This window comes from Paenibacillus sp. cl141a, from assembly GCF_900109305.1.
GTDB classification, from domain to species: Bacteria; Bacillota; Bacilli; order Paenibacillales; family Paenibacillaceae; genus Paenibacillus_AQ; species Paenibacillus_AQ lautus_A.
Map to the genome: position 1 here is coordinate 91,606 of NZ_FNZO01000006.1, position 15,939 is coordinate 107,544.

General features: G+C 52.7%; 18 protein-coding genes. 9 read left to right on the forward strand and 9 right to left on the reverse strand.

All coding sequences use genetic code 11. The annotated features are described in order from the left end of the window. Positions 1 to 1,425: a 3-isopropylmalate dehydratase large subunit gene (gene leuC, locus BMX45_RS17820; RefSeq protein ID WP_036665580.1), complete on the reverse strand. Its 1,425-nt coding sequence runs from the start codon at positions 1,423 to 1,425 to the stop codon at positions 1 to 3. 184 nt (positions 1,426 to 1,609) lie between these two features. On the opposite strand from leuC, the gene BMX45_RS17825 reads away from it, so the two are divergent. Further along, the gene (locus tag BMX45_RS17825) at positions 1,610 to 2,542 is read left to right on the forward strand and encodes a LysR family transcriptional regulator (RefSeq protein ID WP_015734588.1); all 933 of its coding nucleotides are present in this window, start codon (positions 1,610 to 1,612) and stop codon (positions 2,540 to 2,542) included. A 134-nt stretch (positions 2,543 to 2,676) separates the two neighbouring features. Here the strand turns inward: BMX45_RS17825 and BMX45_RS17830 are convergent, their stop codons facing one another. Next, positions 2,677 to 2,862, reverse strand: a complete 186-nt coding sequence (locus BMX45_RS17830; protein WP_009595149.1) for a hypothetical protein — start codon at positions 2,860 to 2,862, stop codon at positions 2,677 to 2,679. A 94-nt stretch (positions 2,863 to 2,956) separates the two neighbouring features. Beyond that, positions 2,957 to 3,769 carry a carbon-nitrogen family hydrolase gene (locus BMX45_RS17835; RefSeq protein ID WP_090910857.1) on the reverse strand — a complete coding sequence of 271 codons (813 nt, stop codon included), beginning with the start codon at positions 3,767 to 3,769 and terminating at the stop codon, positions 2,957 to 2,959. Positions 3,770 to 4,024: 255 nt separating this feature from the next. Between BMX45_RS17835 and BMX45_RS17840 the strand changes: the two genes are divergently transcribed. The 8 genes from BMX45_RS17840 to BMX45_RS17875 all read left to right on the forward strand — a co-directional run bounded on the left by BMX45_RS17840 (position 4,025) and on the right by BMX45_RS17875 (position 11,864). Continuing rightward, positions 4,025 to 5,218 carry a pyridoxal phosphate-dependent aminotransferase gene (locus BMX45_RS17840; protein ID WP_090910858.1) on the forward strand — a complete coding sequence of 398 codons (1,194 nt, stop codon included), beginning with the start codon at positions 4,025 to 4,027 and terminating at the stop codon, positions 5,216 to 5,218. Positions 5,219 to 5,586: 368 nt separating this feature from the next. After that, positions 5,587 to 6,690, forward strand: a complete 1,104-nt coding sequence (gene proB, locus BMX45_RS17845) for a glutamate 5-kinase (protein WP_217648123.1) — start codon at positions 5,587 to 5,589, stop codon at positions 6,688 to 6,690. Positions 6,691 to 6,747: 57 nt separating this feature from the next. Continuing rightward, on the forward strand, positions 6,748 to 7,995 hold the full coding sequence (locus tag BMX45_RS17850; protein ID WP_090910860.1) for a glutamate-5-semialdehyde dehydrogenase: 1,248 nt from the start codon (positions 6,748 to 6,750) through the stop codon (positions 7,993 to 7,995). 36 nt (positions 7,996 to 8,031) lie between these two features. After that, positions 8,032 to 8,901, forward strand: coding sequence for a pyrroline-5-carboxylate reductase (gene proC / locus BMX45_RS17855; RefSeq protein ID WP_015734583.1), 870 nt, complete (start codon positions 8,032 to 8,034; stop codon positions 8,899 to 8,901). Next, positions 8,898 to 10,112, forward strand: coding sequence for a 2,3-diketo-5-methylthiopentyl-1-phosphate enolase (locus BMX45_RS17860; protein WP_090910861.1), 1,215 nt, complete (start codon positions 8,898 to 8,900; stop codon positions 10,110 to 10,112). Before proC ends, BMX45_RS17860 begins: the two co-directional genes overlap by 4 nt. Further along, positions 10,109 to 10,789, forward strand: a complete 681-nt coding sequence (locus tag BMX45_RS17865) for a 2-hydroxy-3-keto-5-methylthiopentenyl-1-phosphate phosphatase (RefSeq protein ID WP_090910862.1) — start codon at positions 10,109 to 10,111, stop codon at positions 10,787 to 10,789. The genes BMX45_RS17860 and BMX45_RS17865 overlap by 4 nt, the downstream gene beginning before the upstream one ends. Then, positions 10,790 to 11,446 carry a methylthioribulose 1-phosphate dehydratase gene (locus BMX45_RS17870; RefSeq protein ID WP_090910863.1) on the forward strand — a complete coding sequence of 219 codons (657 nt, stop codon included), beginning with the start codon at positions 10,790 to 10,792 and terminating at the stop codon, positions 11,444 to 11,446. A gap of 124 nt (positions 11,447 to 11,570) precedes the next feature. Further along, the gene (locus tag BMX45_RS17875) at positions 11,571 to 11,864 is read left to right on the forward strand and encodes an SdpI family protein (RefSeq protein WP_090910864.1); all 294 of its coding nucleotides are present in this window, start codon (positions 11,571 to 11,573) and stop codon (positions 11,862 to 11,864) included. 55 nt (positions 11,865 to 11,919) lie between these two features. Here BMX45_RS17875 and BMX45_RS31375 read toward each other — a convergent pair whose 3' ends face one another. From BMX45_RS31375 to BMX45_RS17900, 6 genes are all read right to left on the reverse strand, one after another. Further along, positions 11,920 to 12,087 (reverse strand): hypothetical protein, encoded by a 168-nt coding sequence (locus BMX45_RS31375; protein WP_175495136.1) that lies wholly within the window; start codon positions 12,085 to 12,087, stop codon positions 11,920 to 11,922. A 65-nt stretch (positions 12,088 to 12,152) separates the two neighbouring features. Continuing rightward, positions 12,153 to 13,268, reverse strand: coding sequence for a hypothetical protein (locus BMX45_RS17880; protein ID WP_090910865.1), 1,116 nt, complete (start codon positions 13,266 to 13,268; stop codon positions 12,153 to 12,155). Positions 13,269 to 13,291: 23 nt separating this feature from the next. Next, positions 13,292 to 13,750: a hypothetical protein gene (locus BMX45_RS17885; RefSeq protein WP_090910866.1), complete on the reverse strand. Its 459-nt coding sequence runs from the start codon at positions 13,748 to 13,750 to the stop codon at positions 13,292 to 13,294. Then, positions 13,747 to 14,238 carry an RNA polymerase sigma factor gene (locus BMX45_RS17890; protein WP_254778127.1) on the reverse strand — a complete coding sequence of 164 codons (492 nt, stop codon included), beginning with the start codon at positions 14,236 to 14,238 and terminating at the stop codon, positions 13,747 to 13,749. Before BMX45_RS17890 ends, BMX45_RS17885 begins: the two co-directional genes overlap by 4 nt. 230 nt (positions 14,239 to 14,468) lie before the next feature. Further along, positions 14,469 to 15,248 (reverse strand): CPBP family intramembrane glutamic endopeptidase, encoded by a 780-nt coding sequence (locus BMX45_RS17895; protein ID WP_254778128.1) that lies wholly within the window; start codon positions 15,246 to 15,248, stop codon positions 14,469 to 14,471. Positions 15,249 to 15,401: 153 nt separating this feature from the next. Further along, a complete protein-coding gene (locus BMX45_RS17900) occupies positions 15,402 to 15,671 on the reverse strand; it encodes a CD3324 family protein (protein WP_009595112.1) in 270 nt (89 codons plus the stop codon). Positions 15,672 to 15,939 lie beyond the last annotated feature (268 nt).

Here is a 15,939-nt window from a genome sequence, read left to right on the forward strand (position 1 = left end):
TTAGCTCACAACTTCTTCGGCTGCAAAGTTCCAATCACGTACATCCACGAAGCGTCCTTTAACCGCAGCTGCCGCTGCCATTGCCGGCGACACGAGATGCGTTCTGCCCCCGCGGCCCTGGCGACCTTCGAAGTTCCGGTTGGATGTGGAAGCGCAGCGCTGTCCAGGCTTCAGTACATCCGGATTCATCGCAAGGCACATACTGCAGCCTGCTTCGCGCCATTCGAAACCTGCCTCAACGAAAATTTTGTCGAGCCCTTCTTTTTCGGCCTGAATCTTCACTCGGCCCGATCCCGGAACGACGATGGCGGTCACATTGCTGGACACCTTATGTCCCTTCGCTACAGCTGCTGCTGCCCGCAAATCCTCGATGCGTCCATTCGTGCAAGAACCGATGAAGACATAGTCGATCGGAATCTCGGACATCGGAGTCCCTGGCACAAGCGCCATGTATTCCAGCGCCTTCTCCGCTGCCTTGCGCTCGTTCTCGGTCTTGAAGTCTGCAGGGTTAGGAACCGTCGAGGAAATGTCGGTACCCATTCCCGGGCTCGTTCCCCACGTTACTTGAGGGATCAGCGTTTCCACGTCGAATTCAACCACCACGTCGAACTCGGCGCCTTCGTCTGTCACAAGCTCTTTCCAAGCTGCTACAGCGGCATCAAAAGCTTCGCCCTGCGGAACATATTGACGTCCGCGCAAATATTCAAACGTCGTTTCATCCGGAGCGATCATGCCCGCTCTGGCTCCGCCTTCAATGGACATGTTGCACACCGTCATACGCTCTTCCATCGACAACTCGCGGATGGCTTCGCCTGTGTATTCAATAACATAGCCTGTTGCAAAATCGGTTCCGTACTTCGCAATGACGCCAAGGATCATGTCCTTCGCCGTAACGCCCGGATTGCGGCGGCCAACAAAACGAACTTCCATGGTTTTCGCTTTAGCCTGCTGCAAACATTGGGTTGCCAGGACGTGCTCAACCTCGCTCGTACCAATACCGAACGCCAGCGCACCGAATGCACCGTGAGTGGAGGTGTGGCTGTCGCCGCACACAATCGTTTTGCCGGGATGCGTCAAGCCAAGCTCAGGGCCCATAACGTGCACTACGCCTTGGTCAATCGTGTCCAGATCATACAGGGTAACGCCAAAATCCTGACAGTTCTTGGTCAGGGTGTCGATTTGCTGCTTCGAAATCGGATCCGTGATGTTAAAACGGTCTTTCGTTGGTACGTTGTGATCCATCGTGGCGAAGGTAAGTTCCGGGCGGCGCACTTTGCGGCCGCTGAGACGCAGACCTTCGAAGGCTTGAGGGGAAGTCACCTCGTGGACCAAATGCAGGTCGATATACAAAATACCCGGCTTGCCTTCCTCCTGATGAATCACGTGGTTATCCCAAATTTTTTCGAACATTGTCTTCTTACTCATCATAATCACCCCATTGTTCTTTACGTCCATGAGAAGATAATTGCTTGAGTCCCTTATCCCTATTGGGAAGGCCTGCAACGCATCATCTTTACGTTGATAGTAATATATCATTTCCTTCTTCATTGTTCCAAGATATAATATCTATAGATGTAATAGGATTCAGCTATAACGGAGTGATGCTTACATGGAACTGAGACAACTGCAATATACGCTGCAAATCGCGGCGGACAAAAACTTTTCGCGTGCCGCGGAGAAGCTTCATATCGCCCAGCCTTCCCTGAGCCAGCAGCTCTCCAAGCTGGAGAAAGAGCTCGGTGTGCTGCTGTTCCAGCGCAATACGAGCAACGTCGAGCTTACCCATGCCGGTGCCAGCTTTGTCGAGCATGCGCAGAAGATCATGGACGCCGTCGAGCAGCTGAAACAGGAGATGTCGGACATCTCCCAGCTGCGCAAGGGGAAAGTCGTCGTGGGCAGCATGCCGATAACCGGCTCTCATCTGCTGCCCCGAGTTTTGCCTGCTTTCAAAAAAGGTTATCCGGATATCGAAATCACCCTTTTGGAGGACTCCTCCATGAATCTGGAGAAGCTGACGGCCAGCGGCAAGGCGGATCTCAGCCTGCTTGCGCTGCCCCTGGCGGAGCCGTCCTTGTCCTGGATTCCGATCGGCGAGGAAATGATCGATTTGGCGGTTCCTCCCCAGCACCCGCTTGCGCTGCGGGCGGCCTCCGATCCCGTACGGCCCATTACGATCGACGAAATCCGGAACGAAGCGTTTGTCGTGCTCAAGAAGGGTCAGGGCTTCCGGAAGCTTACCTTCGATATATGCCGGGAGGCCGGCTTCGAGCCGAACGTTGTATTCGAGAGCAGCAACATCGAGACCCTCCAGTCTCTGGTCGCTACCGGGATGGGGATTACGCTGGTTCCCCGGTTCATTGCCCGTGCGAAACGCAGCGAGTTTATTCCGGTATATCTGCCGCTCGCGGATCCGGTGCCGAGCCGCACACTGGTCGTCGCTTACCGAAACGGCCGGTATTTGTCCAAAGCGGCGGATGCGTTCATCGACACGTTCAAGCAGGTCATGGACAAGCTTGTGGTAGAAGGCGTTCAGGATAAATAAACACAAGTGAATGCCGTTTAATACAAATAAAGAGCAAAGAGGCACAGCCATCGTCGAATGACAAACGGCTGTGCCTCTTTTTCTTTTTTTACCTGAAAGCCATAAGATTACCCATGATCATCATAAACCGAACCCTATTTGCGCAAATTATGCTGGTCGATCATTCGGTTCTGTTCGTCCGCGGTACGGGACTGATCCTGAATCGACTCGTTTTTCCCGTTCCCGCCTCCGGCTACGCTCTCAACAAAATTGCGGAACTGCTCTTTCTGTTCTTGTTCCTGTTCATTGTTTCGGCTGTCGAATTGGTTGTTCTCTGCCATGATTCAAAGCCTCCTCTCAGACGGATTACCCATAGTATACCCGCCGCTGCCCAGATGAAACTTCATACTTTGGAGGAGTTGGATCTTACGTGTTCTATTGGAAATACAAATAAGGCCGACGATCCTCAAAAACCGGTATGCGTCCTCTCACTTCATCCGTGAGCTTGCAATCCAGCGTGCCTGTCACGATCGTTTCCCGCTCATCCCCTTCGGCGATGATTTCGCCCCATGGGTCAATGATCATGGAATGACCGAAAAAGTCCGTTTCGCCGCTGGTTCCTACGCGATTGCAGGCTACGACATACATTTGGTTCTCGATCGCCCTGGCGATGAGCAGCGTTCTCCAATGATGCAGCCTCGGATGGGGCCATTCCGCAGGCACGAACAGCACTTGAGCGCCGCCGAGCGCGAGGGTGCGGGACAATTCCGGGAACCGGATATCGTAACAGATCGACGCGCCCGCCTTCATTTCTTCCAGATCAAAGGTTACGGTCTGCTGTCCGGCTTGCAGAAACTTCTCTTCGTCCATCAGGCGGAACAAATGGATTTTGGAATATTTGGCGATCTGCTCCCCGTTCCGGTTAAAAACGTACATGCTGTTATAAATCCGGTCTTCGATCCGTTCGGCTACGGAGCCGCCAACGACTTGGATGCGGTGTTTTCGAGCAAACTCGCTCAGCATCGAAGAGGTTTCTTGTCCCATAGGGTCGGCGAGCTCTTGGATCCGGTCCAGCGCATATCCGGTGTTCCACATCTCCGGCAGCACGATCACGTCCGGCTTATGGTTCGCCGCTGCCGCCTTCTCCATCATGCCGAGCATGTTATCCATGTTGGCCTGGACGTTGCCTATTTCAATGTCAGCTTGAATAAGTGCGATACGAAGCTGAGCCTTTGGTTCTCCTGTCATCTTGCAGCCTCCCGTTGTTTGAGTTGAACCCGGGGGCGGCCTCCATGCGATCATGAAACGCAGGAACCTGCTTCTTCTTCCGGGATTCAACCTCTCTTATATGTCATCATCATAGCCTCTCCAGCGCCGCTGCTGCAACACCCTAGCCCCATTTCCCTCTATACACCCCTGATAAATCGTGTTAAATTAATCCTAATTGTTTTCCATAATAGACGTATTTAGAGTGTAATCAGATAACGGAGTGATGAACCTGCTATGAACAAAAAGCCAGACGTTTTTCACATAGAGCCGGCCGAGATCATGGCCCAGCTGCCTACGCAATTTTTCGCGACCCTGGTCTCCAAGGTAAACCGCCAAGTGTCTCAAGGGCATGATGTAATCAATCTCGGGCAGGGAAATCCCGATCAGCCCACGCCGCCTCATATCGTATCGAGCCTGAAGGAGGCGGCCGACAAGCCGCAGTTTCACAAATATTCGCCTTTTACCGGCTTTTCCTTCCTGAAGGAAGCCATCGCGCATCGATACAAGGAGGACTATAACGTCGATCTGGATCCGGAAACGGAAGTCGCCATTCTGTTCGGGGGAAAAACCGGGCTGGTGCAGCTGCCGCAAATCCTCCTGAATCCCGGGGATGTCTGTCTTGTTCCCGACCCGGGTTACCCGGATTACTGGTCAGGCGTTGCTCTCGCCCGCGCGCAAATGAAGTTCATGCCGTTAACCGCGGATAACCGCTTCCTTCCCGACTATGGCGCTATATCGCCTGCAGAACGGGAAAAAGCGAAGCTGATGTTCCTGAATTACCCGAACAACCCGACATCCGCTGTCGCTCCTTTATCCTTCTACGAGGATACGGTGGCCTTCGCAGCCGAACACGGGATCGTGGTAGCCAGTGACTTTGCATACGGGGCAATCGGTTTTGACGGAGACCGTCCGGTCAGCTTCCTGCAAGCGGAAGGCGCCAAGGAGGTGGGCGTGGAATTCTACACCCTCTCGAAAACCTACAATATGGCAGGATGGCGCGTCGGCTTCGCCCTGGGGAACCGAAAAATCATCTCGCTGATCAATATGCTGCAGGACCATATCTATGTCAGCCTGTTCGGCGGCATTCAAGCGGCTGCGGCTGCGGCTCTTACCTCGTCGCAGGACTGCGTCGACCAACTGGTGTCGCGCTACCAGTCGAGAAGGGATGCCTTCTTCGGTGCCCTGTCCGAAATCGGGTGGCAGGCCCCGAAACCGGCCGGCTCCTTCTTTAGCTGGCTGCCCGTGCCGAAGGGATACACCTCGGTATCCTTTGCCGACTTGCTGCTGGAGGAGGCCAAGGTGGCCGTCGCGCCTGGCATAGGCTTTGGGGATCACGGCGAGGGGTATGTCCGCGTCGGCCTGTTAAGCAGCGAGGAACGAATGCGGGAAGCCGCCTACCGGATTGGCAAGCTGAACCTGTTCGGCTAACCTAATTCCTTTTGAAAAATCAAAAACGATGTGCTATTCTTGCAATAACAAAATCGAATGCAGTTTCCAAAACGCAAAGACGGGACCAGTACGAAAGCATGCGGCACGATGATCAGAGAGCAAATTCCATGGGCTGAAAGAATTTGCCGTGACCCCTTTCCGAATCCTACCCCCGAGCGGCCTGGCTTGCCAGGACAGCGCCTTCTGTTACAGGGCCAAAGCCGGATGAGCAGCGCTCATCAATAAAGGTGGTACCGCGGAAGTCCAACTTTCGTCCTTTCTCATACAGGACGAAAGTTTTTTTATTTTCAGGGAAATGGATTCGTAACAGCCATTCCTACCATCATAAATACAAGGAAGTGATTACGATGCTCTCGCGCATCGTCGTAAAGATTGGAAGCAGCTCCCTAACGACAGACGAAGGCGGACTTAATCTGGATTCGGTCGCGTTTTTTGCCGGGGAACTTGCCGGGCTCCGCGAGGCCGGCCATGAAGTTCTCCTCGTGACCTCCGGAGCCGTCGCTGCAGGGTTTAGAGGGATCGGGTACGAGACGAGACCCAAGCTGCTCCATGAAAAGCAAGCATCCGCTGCATTGGGCCAAGCGCTGCTCATGCGGGCTTACCAGAATGCGCTGGCCTCCCATCAACTGAAAGCGGCCCAGATTCTGTTGACGAGAATGGACTTTGCGAACCGCAAACGCATGAACAATGCCAACATGACGATTACGGAGCTTCTGAAGCAAGGCGTCATCCCCATCATCAACGAGAACGACACGGTTTCGATTGACGAGCTGAAATTCGGCGATAACGATACGTTATCCGCACTAGTGGCCAACCTGGTCCGCGCTCAGCAATTAATCATCCTGACCGATACGGACGGCTTATACACGGCCGATCCGCGCAAGTCGGCGGATGCCAAGAAATACGAGGAAATTCATGAAATTACCGATGAAATTTACAGCATGGCGGGAGGGGCTGGCTCCAGCGTCGGAACCGGCGGCATGCGCTCGAAAATCGATGCCGCCAAAATCGCCACCCGCGGCGGCGTTCCCGTTTTCATCGGCAAAGCCAACGAGCCCGGCGATCTGGTGAAAGCATTGGAGCACAGCGGCAAAGGTACGTATTTTGCCACTCACCTGTCAGCCCTGCCTGTGAAAAAGCAATGGCTTGGCTTTATGTCGTCGCCGCTAGGTCGGATCGTAGTCGATCCCGGTGCCGAGAAGGCGCTGATCCACGGAGGTCACAGCCTCCTTCCCGTTGGCGTTAAACGAATCGAAGGCAGTTTCCATGCAGGCGATGTGGTGGAAGTCGTCAATATGGACAACGTAAGGCTCGGCAGAGGGATCGTCAATTACGACGAGGACCAGCTGCAGGCCGTGCTCGGTTTGCCGAGCAGCCAAGTCATCGGTATTATCGGCGAGATCCATCGGCTTGAGGTTATTCACCGCGATGAATGGATTACGTTAAAATAGTCCGTATCGCATCCCGAAGTTATCTCTTTTAATCACCTATACAAAGGAGGAATCAACATGAGTGAGGTACGCAACAAAGCTCAGCTCGCCAAGCAGGCTGCATTTCGTCTTGGCAGACTGAGCACGGAGGAGAAAAATCAGGCGCTGCTGATCATGGCCGACGCCCTGATCCAGCGGACGGCAGATATCATGGAAGCCAACGCAGAGGATCTTCAGCGCGGGAAGGAGCTTGGCACCTCCGCTTCCCTGCTGGATCGGCTGGCACTGAACGAAGCCAGAATCGAGGGCATTGCCGAAGGGTTGCGCCAAATCGTGGAGCTACCGGACCCGATCGGCGACACCTTGGAAACGATCGATCGTCCGAACGGACTGAACATCGTGAAGAAACGAGTTCCCCTTGGCGTGATCGGCATCATATATGAAGCACGTCCCAATGTGACGGTCGATGCTGCCGGGCTGTGCTTGAAGACGGGCAATGCGGTCGTCCTGCGGGGCGGATCATCCGCCCTCTCCTCCAACCGCAAAATCATCGAAGTGCTTCACGAAGCTATGGAACGCACTGCTCTGCCTAAAGAAGCGCTTCAGCTTATCGAGGACCCGAACCGCTCCTCCGTGGATGAAATGCTGAAACTGAACGGACTGCTGGATGTCATCATCCCGCGCGGCGGCAGCTCCCTGATCCAGAACGTCGTGATGAACGCCACCGTGCCGGTCATCGAAACCGGGGCGGGCATTTGCCATACTTACCTGGACGCTTCTGCACAGCCGGACATGGCCGCTGCCATCAGCATCAATGCCAAGGTGCAGCGCCCTTCGGTCTGCAATTCCATGGAAACCCTGCTCGTCCATGCGGAGTATGCCAAATCGTACCTGACTTCGCTGGGCGAAGCTTTCCGTGAGCGTAATGTCGAGCTGCGTGGATGCCAGCGAACCCTGGAATATATCCCTTGGGCTGCCGTCGCAACGTCCGAGGATTACGCGACAGAGTATAACGACTATATTTTGAACATTAAAATCGTGGACCGCCTGGATGAGGCCATCGAGCACATTTCGGCATATGGCACGAAGCATTCCGAATGCATCGTAACGGAGAACGAGGATCATGCAGAGCGTTTCCTGCAGGAAGTAGACGCAGCGGCTGTCTATCACAACGCTTCGACCCGTTTCACCGACGGCTTTGAGTTCGGCTTCGGCGCTGAGATCGGGATCAGCACCCAGAAGCTGCATGCCCGGGGACCTATGGGGTTACCCGCGCTTACTTCCTCCAAATATGTTATTATCGGTAGTGGTCAAATACGCGAATAAATCATTCATCCCAAGCCATGAAGGAGGAACAAAACGATGTGCCAATCCCCGCAGAACCGACCTTTAATAGATAAAGCAATCACCTTCTACGGCGCAGGCTCGATGGCCGAAGCGATCGTACGAGGATTAGTGAGCCGTTCTGTCGTGCTTCCCGAGAATATTACGATGCTGAACCGAAGCAATGCCCAGCGCCTTCTGGAACTCAGCGAACGGTACGGCGTCCAGATCAACAACGACGAGGCCGCCAAAATCGAAATTTTGAAAACCTCGCCGGTGATCGTGCTGGCCATGAAACCGAAGGATGCCGCCAAAGCGCTGAAAGAACTGGGACCCAAGCTCTCCAGCGACCAATTGATCATCTCCGTGATCGCCGGACTTTCGATTTATACGACGCAGACGCTGCTAGGAAACCAGCAGCCCATTGCAAGAACGATGCCGAATACATCCGCTTCGATCGGGCTTGGTTCCACGGGCATTGCGTTCTCGAAGGAAATCAGCGAAGAACAGCGTCAGCTCGTGCTGACTTTGTTCGAGGCAGTTGGTCACGTGACGGTCATCGAAGAAGAGAAGATGGACATCCTGACCGGGATATCCGGCAGCGGCCCGGCTTACTTCTATTACATGATGGAAGCCATGACCGCAGCGGGAATCCGCGGCGGCCTGACGCCGGAGCAAAGCCGCGAGCTGACGCTTCAAACCATTCTGGGTGCCGCCCGCATGGTCCAGCAGACCGGGGAACAGCCGTCGTCGCTGCGCGCGAAGATTACATCGCCGAACGGATCGACGCAAGCTGCCCTGGAAACGCTCGACAAAGGCGATTTCTTCGAAACGGTCATTGCCGCCGTAAACCGCTGCGCTGAGCGTTCCAAAGAAATGGGCGCCATGCTGAAGGAGCAGATCTCATGAGCCGCTGTATTGCAACGTACCGAATTTATGACGACCAGGCGGATTTCCGTAAGAAAGCGACCTCCATCGCCGTTGGCATGACGGTTGGCAGCTGGACCGAGCTGCCGCAGGCCAAACGCGAAGCCATGCAGAAACATCTTGGAGAGGTCGTTGACATTCAGGTTCACGAGGGCTGGGAGCCGGGCAGCCGTTATGCGGATGTCAGCATCGCTTATCCGGACATCAATTTTAGCCGGGATATTCCTGCCCTGCTGGTGACCGTGTTCGGCAAAATTTCCATGGACGGGCGCATCAAACTGACGTCCCTGGAGCTGTCTCCCGATTTTCTGAGTGCTTTTCCCGGACCGAAGCATGGCATCGACGGCATCCGTAGCCTCCTTGGCGTCCATGACCGTCCGCTGCTCATGAGCATCTTCAAATCGGTGATCGGACTGAATGCGGACGAGCTTAGAGCCCAATTTATCCGACAGGCGCTCGGCGGCGTGGATCTGATCAAGGATGATGAAATCCTGTTCGAGAACGACCTCACCCCGATTGAAAAACGGGTCAGCATGTGTATCCAAGCCGCTGCGGACGTCGAACAGCAGACGGGCAAAAAACTGCTGTACGCGGCCAATTTGACCGGCCGTACATCGCAGCTGCGGGAGCAAGCATTGCGCGCGATCGATGCAGGCGCCAATGCCCTGCTCTTCAATGTGCTGTCCTACGGGTATGACGTCCTGCACGAGCTGAGCAGCGATCCGGAGATTACGGTGCCCATCGCGGCTCACCCAGCGCTTGCCGGCGCCATCTATCCATCTCCGCACTATGGAATTGCGGCACCTGTGCTGCTCGGCCAGTTGATGCGGATCGCCGGAGCCGATCTGGTGCTCTTCCCTTCTCCTTACGGCTCCGTCACGATGCCGAGGGAAGAGAATCTCGCCATTCGCGACGAGCTGCATAGCGCTAAGCTTGGCGTGAAGCGAAGCATGCCGGTACCGTCCGCGGGAATTCATCCGGGACTCGTTCCGCGCATCATCCGGGATTTCGGTACCGATGTGGTCGTTAACGCAGGCGGCGGAATTCACGGTCATCCGATGGGAACCGAAGCTGGCGGCAAAGCCTTTGTACAGGCGATTGAGGCAACGATGAAATCCGTGCCGCTTGCCCACTATGCCGAAGAGCACGAAGAACTGAAAGCCGCACTGGACATCTGGGGAGGAGAAGCATGACATCAGGAGCAAAACAGCCGATTATTTTTTGCGATTTTGACGGAACTATCACGAACAACGATAACATCGTTGCCATCATGAAACACTTCAAACCGGAAGGCTTCGAGCCGATCATGCAGGATACGGTTGACCGCACCATTTCAATTCGGGAAGGCGTAGGCCGCATGTTCGCGCTCTTCCCTTCCTCCATGAGAGAAGAAATTACCGAGTATGTGCTGAGTCATGCTGGGATACGGGAAGGCTTCGCAGCGTTCCTTGACTATTTGAAATCCGAACAGATCGAGTTCTATGTCACAAGCGGCGGCATCGATTTCTTTGTCGATCCTCTGCTGAAGCCCTTTGACATTCCGGCGGACCATATCTTCTGCAACGGCTCCGATTTCGAAGGGGATCGCATTAAGATTACCTGGCCGCATCCTTGCAAGGAGTCCTGCCATAACGACTGCGGCATGTGCAAGGTTACGGTGATGGACCGTTTTCCAGCCGACCGATATTACCGGATTCTGATCGGTGACAGCCTTACCGATTTTGAAGGCGCCAAGCAGGCCGACCTGGTTTATTCCCGCTCCACGCTCACCGAGCAGTGCAAGAAGCTTGGCGTGTTCCATGTACCATTCGAGACATTTACCGATATTCAGAACGACATGAAAGACAAGTTTACGCAGGAGGTGCTGTAAGTGGCATTTTCAGATATCCAGCTCGAACAGAAACAGGCTGCGCTGCAGGAACTTAGAGGAATCAAGGAACTGTTTGCATCCAGGAACTGGTTCCCCGGCACCAGCGGCAATCTTTCTGTCCGTATTGGCGAGTACAATCCAGAGCAGTTTTATTTTGCCGTAACGGCTAGCGGAAAAGACAAATCCGTACATACGCCGGAGGATTATCTCTTTGTGGACCAGAACGGTGCGCCTTGCGAAGCAACCGGGTTAAAGCCCAGCGCGGAAACTTTAATCCACTGTGAAATCTACCGGAAAACCGGCTGCGGCGCCATTTTCCATGTGCACACCATCGACAACAACCTGATCAGCGATTGGTATGGTGAACAAGGTTACGTGCCTGCCCAAGGAATCGAGCTGATCAAAGCCTTTAACATTTGGGAAGAGGACGCGGCGATCCGCATTCCGATCCTGCCGAACTATGCGGACATTCCACGGATTGCAGAGCTCGTTCCCGGCGCGCTCGATCCGGCGGTACCCGGCATTTTGCTGCGTAACCACGGCATCTATGCCTGGGGCAAAAATGCGTTCGAAGCCAAAAAACATCTGGAGGCCTTTGAGTTTATATTCGAATACTCCTACCGCCGTCTGCTTCTGAATGCAGCCGGCTCCAAGTAATTTTAGCCTTGCGGGGATTGAGCTTTAACAGCCGGATATCCCGCGTGACAGGTCCTGGCGCCCTGAAATCCGACCGCTTCGGTTCAGGGTGCATCCGGCTTATCCTTCCAGAGGAGTGTGTAGGGTGCTTGAAAGCTTAGCCATCGGCGTCGTGTTTATTTTGTACGGATTGGTCCTCTTTTTGATTCCGCCTAAAAGTTCCAACAGTTTTTATGCTTACAAAACCACGTCTTCGCTCAAAAATGAACGGAATTTTAAAGTTGCCAACGCCTACGTCAGCTTGCTGCTGATGATTTTCGGAGTCATCCTGCTGCTGATCGCCAGGCTTACCGGCCATTTCATGACGACCGTGATTTCGACCGTCATCGTTTTTATCCTGATTTATATTCTCGTAGAACGAAAGCTAAAAAACCTGTAAAACGATCACAATCGTTTTACAGGTTTTTTCTTTGGAACGCTAAACGCTAGGTGAATCATAGCCGATTCTGATCCTGCTCCGATAATGAGATCGAAGGCGACGGTACCGGATCCGGCGAAGAGTAGGCATTGACGACAAACAAACAGGTCCCAACAAACAGAGCAATATACAACAAATAATACAGATTCTTGGCCACAATATCTCCCCCCCATGTCTCGTTCATCATTACTGGTTGATTTGCACACGCTTGATCATCGGTTGGAATCTCTCAGGTGATGATCAGACATTTCAATCGTTGTCGGAATCATAAAATGGACGATTTCCACTCCGTGAATCCTTCTTCGAGCCTGTCATCAGCTTGATTCCTCCTCCGATGAGAAGCACCGCTACGATCACGGTTTTCATGTAGGTTCGAATCCGGTAATCCAGGTGCAAATCCGGAAACAGCGTTTCGACATAAGGCATCACAACGCTCGTAAATACGAAATAGATGCCAAGAATGAGCAGGCCAAGCCCGAGCCAGCGCTGCTGATTTCCAAGGCCCGAGATGATCGGCCGATCCCGGAGCGGCTCCCGTCCATAGCGGCTGACTTGCTGCAAACCATCGAAAAAGGCATAAAACCAGATCAACGGGATCAAAAACAGAAATACTGAGAGCTTAAGCACATCCAGTACATAAATGCTGCCAAGAAATAGAACCATGAGCTGCAGTCCTCGTTTTTGCAAACCCAAATACATTTGACCCGCTCCGGGAAACGCCGATAGCAAGGTGGCAAACACTTTGCTGCGGCGTCCGCTCTCCCGGCCGCTCTCCAGCTCATCGAACAGCGTGCGGTCTATGAGCAGATCCCCTGCTTGCTTGCGGTGAACCAACTGTACCACGTCAAACATGCAATAAAGCCATATGATCGGCAGCATGCCCAAAAAAAGCAGGAACACCGATTCATGGGTCAACCCCGTCAGGAACACCAGAATCGTTCCAAGTCCGAAAAAGGCGATCAGGAATGACAGCCCGCGCTGCATCAAGCCCAGTTGAAAATGGCCAAGGCCGGGAATGAAGGACAGCAGAATGGTATAAAAGCGCTCGGACTCATCGCTCTTGTCCTGGCGAATCTCCATCGGCCGCCCGAATTCATCATGAATAATCGTGACGGGGGTATAACGGATCAACGCAATGAGCAGATCGAGCATGCTGATCCCCCAGATCATTAAAGCGCCGAGAAGTCCCAGCGCAAATACTGCGTCGGTAGCCGACATGATTCCAAGCAAAATCCCGCCGAATAGGCTTCCGAAGAACAGCAGCGGATATAACAGCGCCCGTCCCTTCCTCCCCCAGTAATAATGGCCGAGACCCGGAAGGATATTGAGTATAAAGGCAAAACCTTTACTTCGTTGCGGTTGCACTAAGCATCTTCCTTTCATTTTTCTTATCTGGATAATAGCCGGTCCAGCCAGCCCGTTGTTTTTTCCACCCATTGCTCACTATAGGAAGGCGTATCGGATAAAGGGACCTGACCGCTAATCTCACTGGGAAGCAGCCGGTCGAATGCCCCGGTGAAGAGGAACAGCATCGTAATGGACGCCGCTATGGCATAATGGACGATGGCGCGTTCGTACCAGCGCTTGGGCCGTTCCTGAATCCGCAGCGGTGCTTTCGGGGTGTAAGGCTTAATCTGTTCATGTTCCACCACCTGCTCGGCAAATGCTTCCGGATCTGCCATACCGGGAAGTTCGGGATCAAGCTCCGACAGAACCTGCATATAGATCTCTAGCACGCCGTCATCCGTTAACATGAGCTCTTCATAAGAAGTTCGTTCTTCGAGCGAGCCTTCCCCTCTAACATAACGTTCGGTCAGCAGCTTGAGCTCGTGATCCTTGGCGTTCATTTCCACTCCTCCTCCTTCCACGATTTCCGAATCCATTGTCTGGCCCGGTATAATTTCGATTCAACCGTCTTGACCGTGACATTCAGCTCGGCTGCGATTTGTTCGTAGTTTTTCTCTTCCAAATAAAAAGCCGTAATAATGGTACGGTGATTGTCCGGCAATGCTTCAATTTTCTCTCGAAGTTCCTCTCTTCTCTCCTTATGTATGAGCAGAGAAACCACATCCTCGTCCCGGGAAGGGAGTTTATCCAGCACGTCTTCATGTTCGCCGGGCAGCTGCTCCGGCGGTTTACGGGAAAGCTTCCTCTTCATGTCAATCGCTTTGTTCAAGGCGATGCGGGTAATCCAGGTCTTAAAACCTTCAGATCTGTACTGGGGGAGAGCTTTGTATACTTGTATAAACACTTCCTGCGACGCATCCTCCGCTTCCTTGGCATCCCGCAGGACCGAATATGCCGTATGGAACACGTGCTGGCTGTATTGGTTCACCAGTTCCCGAAAGGCTTCTTGCTCACCTTGCAGGATGCGCGCGATTAACGTTTCTGCATCAATAACTCTCCCCTCCTTCCCAAATACATAGACGTCAGCTTTATGAGCTGCCCCTGCACTTTTTCAAAAAAATTTTGGATCAATCTAAAATAAGGACAAACACACTTGTCCCCTAGTTTGCCCGTACCGGCCAAAACAAAAAAGAACGTCTATCGACGCCCTTAGGAAGGTTACAGAATCATACCGCTAAGGACGAATAGAACGTTCATCACAAAATGCATGACCATGACGGGAGCCAATCCTTTCGAACGAATAGCTACGCCCCCCATCATGATACCAAAGATTGAAAACAACAGGCAAACGGGCCATGAAAAACCGAGGTGGTAGTGGTATAAACCAAAGGTAACTCCAGCGATGACAAGCCCTTTCAGCTCCCCAAACCCACTTACAAAATGACTAAGTATGTATCCCCGCCACAACAGCTCCTCAAGGACGGCATTGATCAGCGCAAAAGACAGAGCATAACCGGCAAAAGCTAGGAGTTCTGGCTGCCCCCAGTCCATAAAAAATGAAAATACGGCACAAACCATAACCAGGAATATCAGCATAAACCGCCAGATCGGGTCCTTGAGCGGGCCTTTGAATATCCATGGAAAATGAATTGTTGTCCTCCAGGTGCCTTTGGCAAGATAAAGCGGTTTTTCTCTCGTACGCATTACTGCGAGCGCAAAGGGCATCACGAACAGAAACAGGCTCAGCCTCGATAGAATAATTCCCCAGGCTTCGTGATCGGCTAACCCATTCTTTATGATTTCACCAAAGGTACGATAAAGCAAGTACCCCATGATCATGTTCAGCGCCAGCAGGGCTGTATCGCTTATCCGTTTCGAAGGGTTGAAGAGTCTGAACCTCCTGCACGCGATATAAGCCAGAGTCAAAACGGCCCCCCCTATAAAAACCGTCGGAAATGAAATTAGCTGAACCCCAATAATAGCCGCAGCCAGAAACATGAAGCAAACTGCAAAGTCACTTGATCGTTTCCTTACGGGCAAACTTTTCTCTCCCATCCCACATATCGTCTTTTCATTTCATGATACCTGAATCGACCCGCTTTTTACACAAGAAAAAAGCCACATCAGAATCAGTTCCAATGTGACTTGCTTTTATTTGTTTTTGGTGTACACGATTTTTTTGATGGAATCGCAGGATAAACAATACTGAGAAGAAAGCTGGTCAATCGTGGCGCCTGAAGCAAACAGCTGCCGGATTTCCAGGTTTCTTTTTTTCAAATACACCCGGCTGCCCGAGTTTTCTCCCCATTTCTTGCGCAATCCTTCGGGTTTCGGGATGTATACCATCCCGCCCTGTACATATTTTTGCACTTCCTTCAGCAATTCCTCGGGAAGTATAATATCCGCGTTTATATATTTCATGGTAGCTCTGCTCCTTAAAATTAAAATAAAGGTTTTAAGGATGCAAAGTCCAATAGATAAACGGCCCTCTCTACGCGAGGTAATCAGGCGGTAACTTTCTCATCGCTCCATGCAAACAACCGCCGTTGTTCATCATATAGACTTTGCATAGAGCTCATCGTCAATCTTCCCATCATGATCATGATCATGCCCCTCCCTTCACAAATTATGACATTCCGACTGGTTATGACCATTATAACCGATGTTAGGCGAAAAATCGAAGCCTCCG

Bases quoted from the DNA above. Each gene is read 5' to 3' on its own strand.
- BMX45_RS17865 (WP_090910862.1), top strand. From the start codon at position 10,109: ATGACATCAGGAGCAAAACAGCCGATTATTTTTTGCGATTTTGACGGA.
- BMX45_RS17840 (WP_090910858.1), top strand. From the start codon at position 4,025: ATGAACAAAAAGCCAGACGTTTTTCACATAGAGCCGGCCGAGATCATG.
- BMX45_RS31375 (WP_175495136.1), bottom strand. From the start codon at position 12,087: ATGAACGAGACATGGGGGGGAGATATTGTGGCCAAGAATCTGTATTAT.
- BMX45_RS17850 (WP_090910860.1), top strand. From the start codon at position 6,748: ATGAGTGAGGTACGCAACAAAGCTCAGCTCGCCAAGCAGGCTGCATTT.
- proB (WP_217648123.1), top strand. From the start codon at position 5,587: ATGCTCTCGCGCATCGTCGTAAAGATTGGAAGCAGCTCCCTAACGACA.
- leuC (WP_036665580.1), bottom strand. From the start codon at position 1,425: ATGAGTAAGAAGACAATGTTCGAAAAAATTTGGGATAACCACGTGATT.
- proC (WP_015734583.1), top strand. From the start codon at position 8,032: ATGTGCCAATCCCCGCAGAACCGACCTTTAATAGATAAAGCAATCACC.
- BMX45_RS17830 (WP_009595149.1), bottom strand. From the start codon at position 2,862: ATGGCAGAGAACAACCAATTCGACAGCCGAAACAATGAACAGGAACAA.
- BMX45_RS17895 (WP_254778128.1), bottom strand. From the start codon at position 15,248: ATGTTTCTGGCTGCGGCTATTATTGGGGTTCAGCTAATTTCATTTCCG.
- BMX45_RS17885 (WP_090910866.1), bottom strand. From the start codon at position 13,750: ATGAACGCCAAGGATCACGAGCTCAAGCTGCTGACCGAACGTTATGTT.
- BMX45_RS17835 (WP_090910857.1), bottom strand. From the start codon at position 3,769: ATGACAGGAGAACCAAAGGCTCAGCTTCGTATCGCACTTATTCAAGCT.
- BMX45_RS17860 (WP_090910861.1), top strand. From the start codon at position 8,898: ATGAGCCGCTGTATTGCAACGTACCGAATTTATGACGACCAGGCGGAT.
- BMX45_RS17900 (WP_009595112.1), bottom strand. From the start codon at position 15,671: ATGAAATATATAAACGCGGATATTATACTTCCCGAGGAATTGCTGAAG.
- BMX45_RS17825 (WP_015734588.1), top strand. From the start codon at position 1,610: ATGGAACTGAGACAACTGCAATATACGCTGCAAATCGCGGCGGACAAA.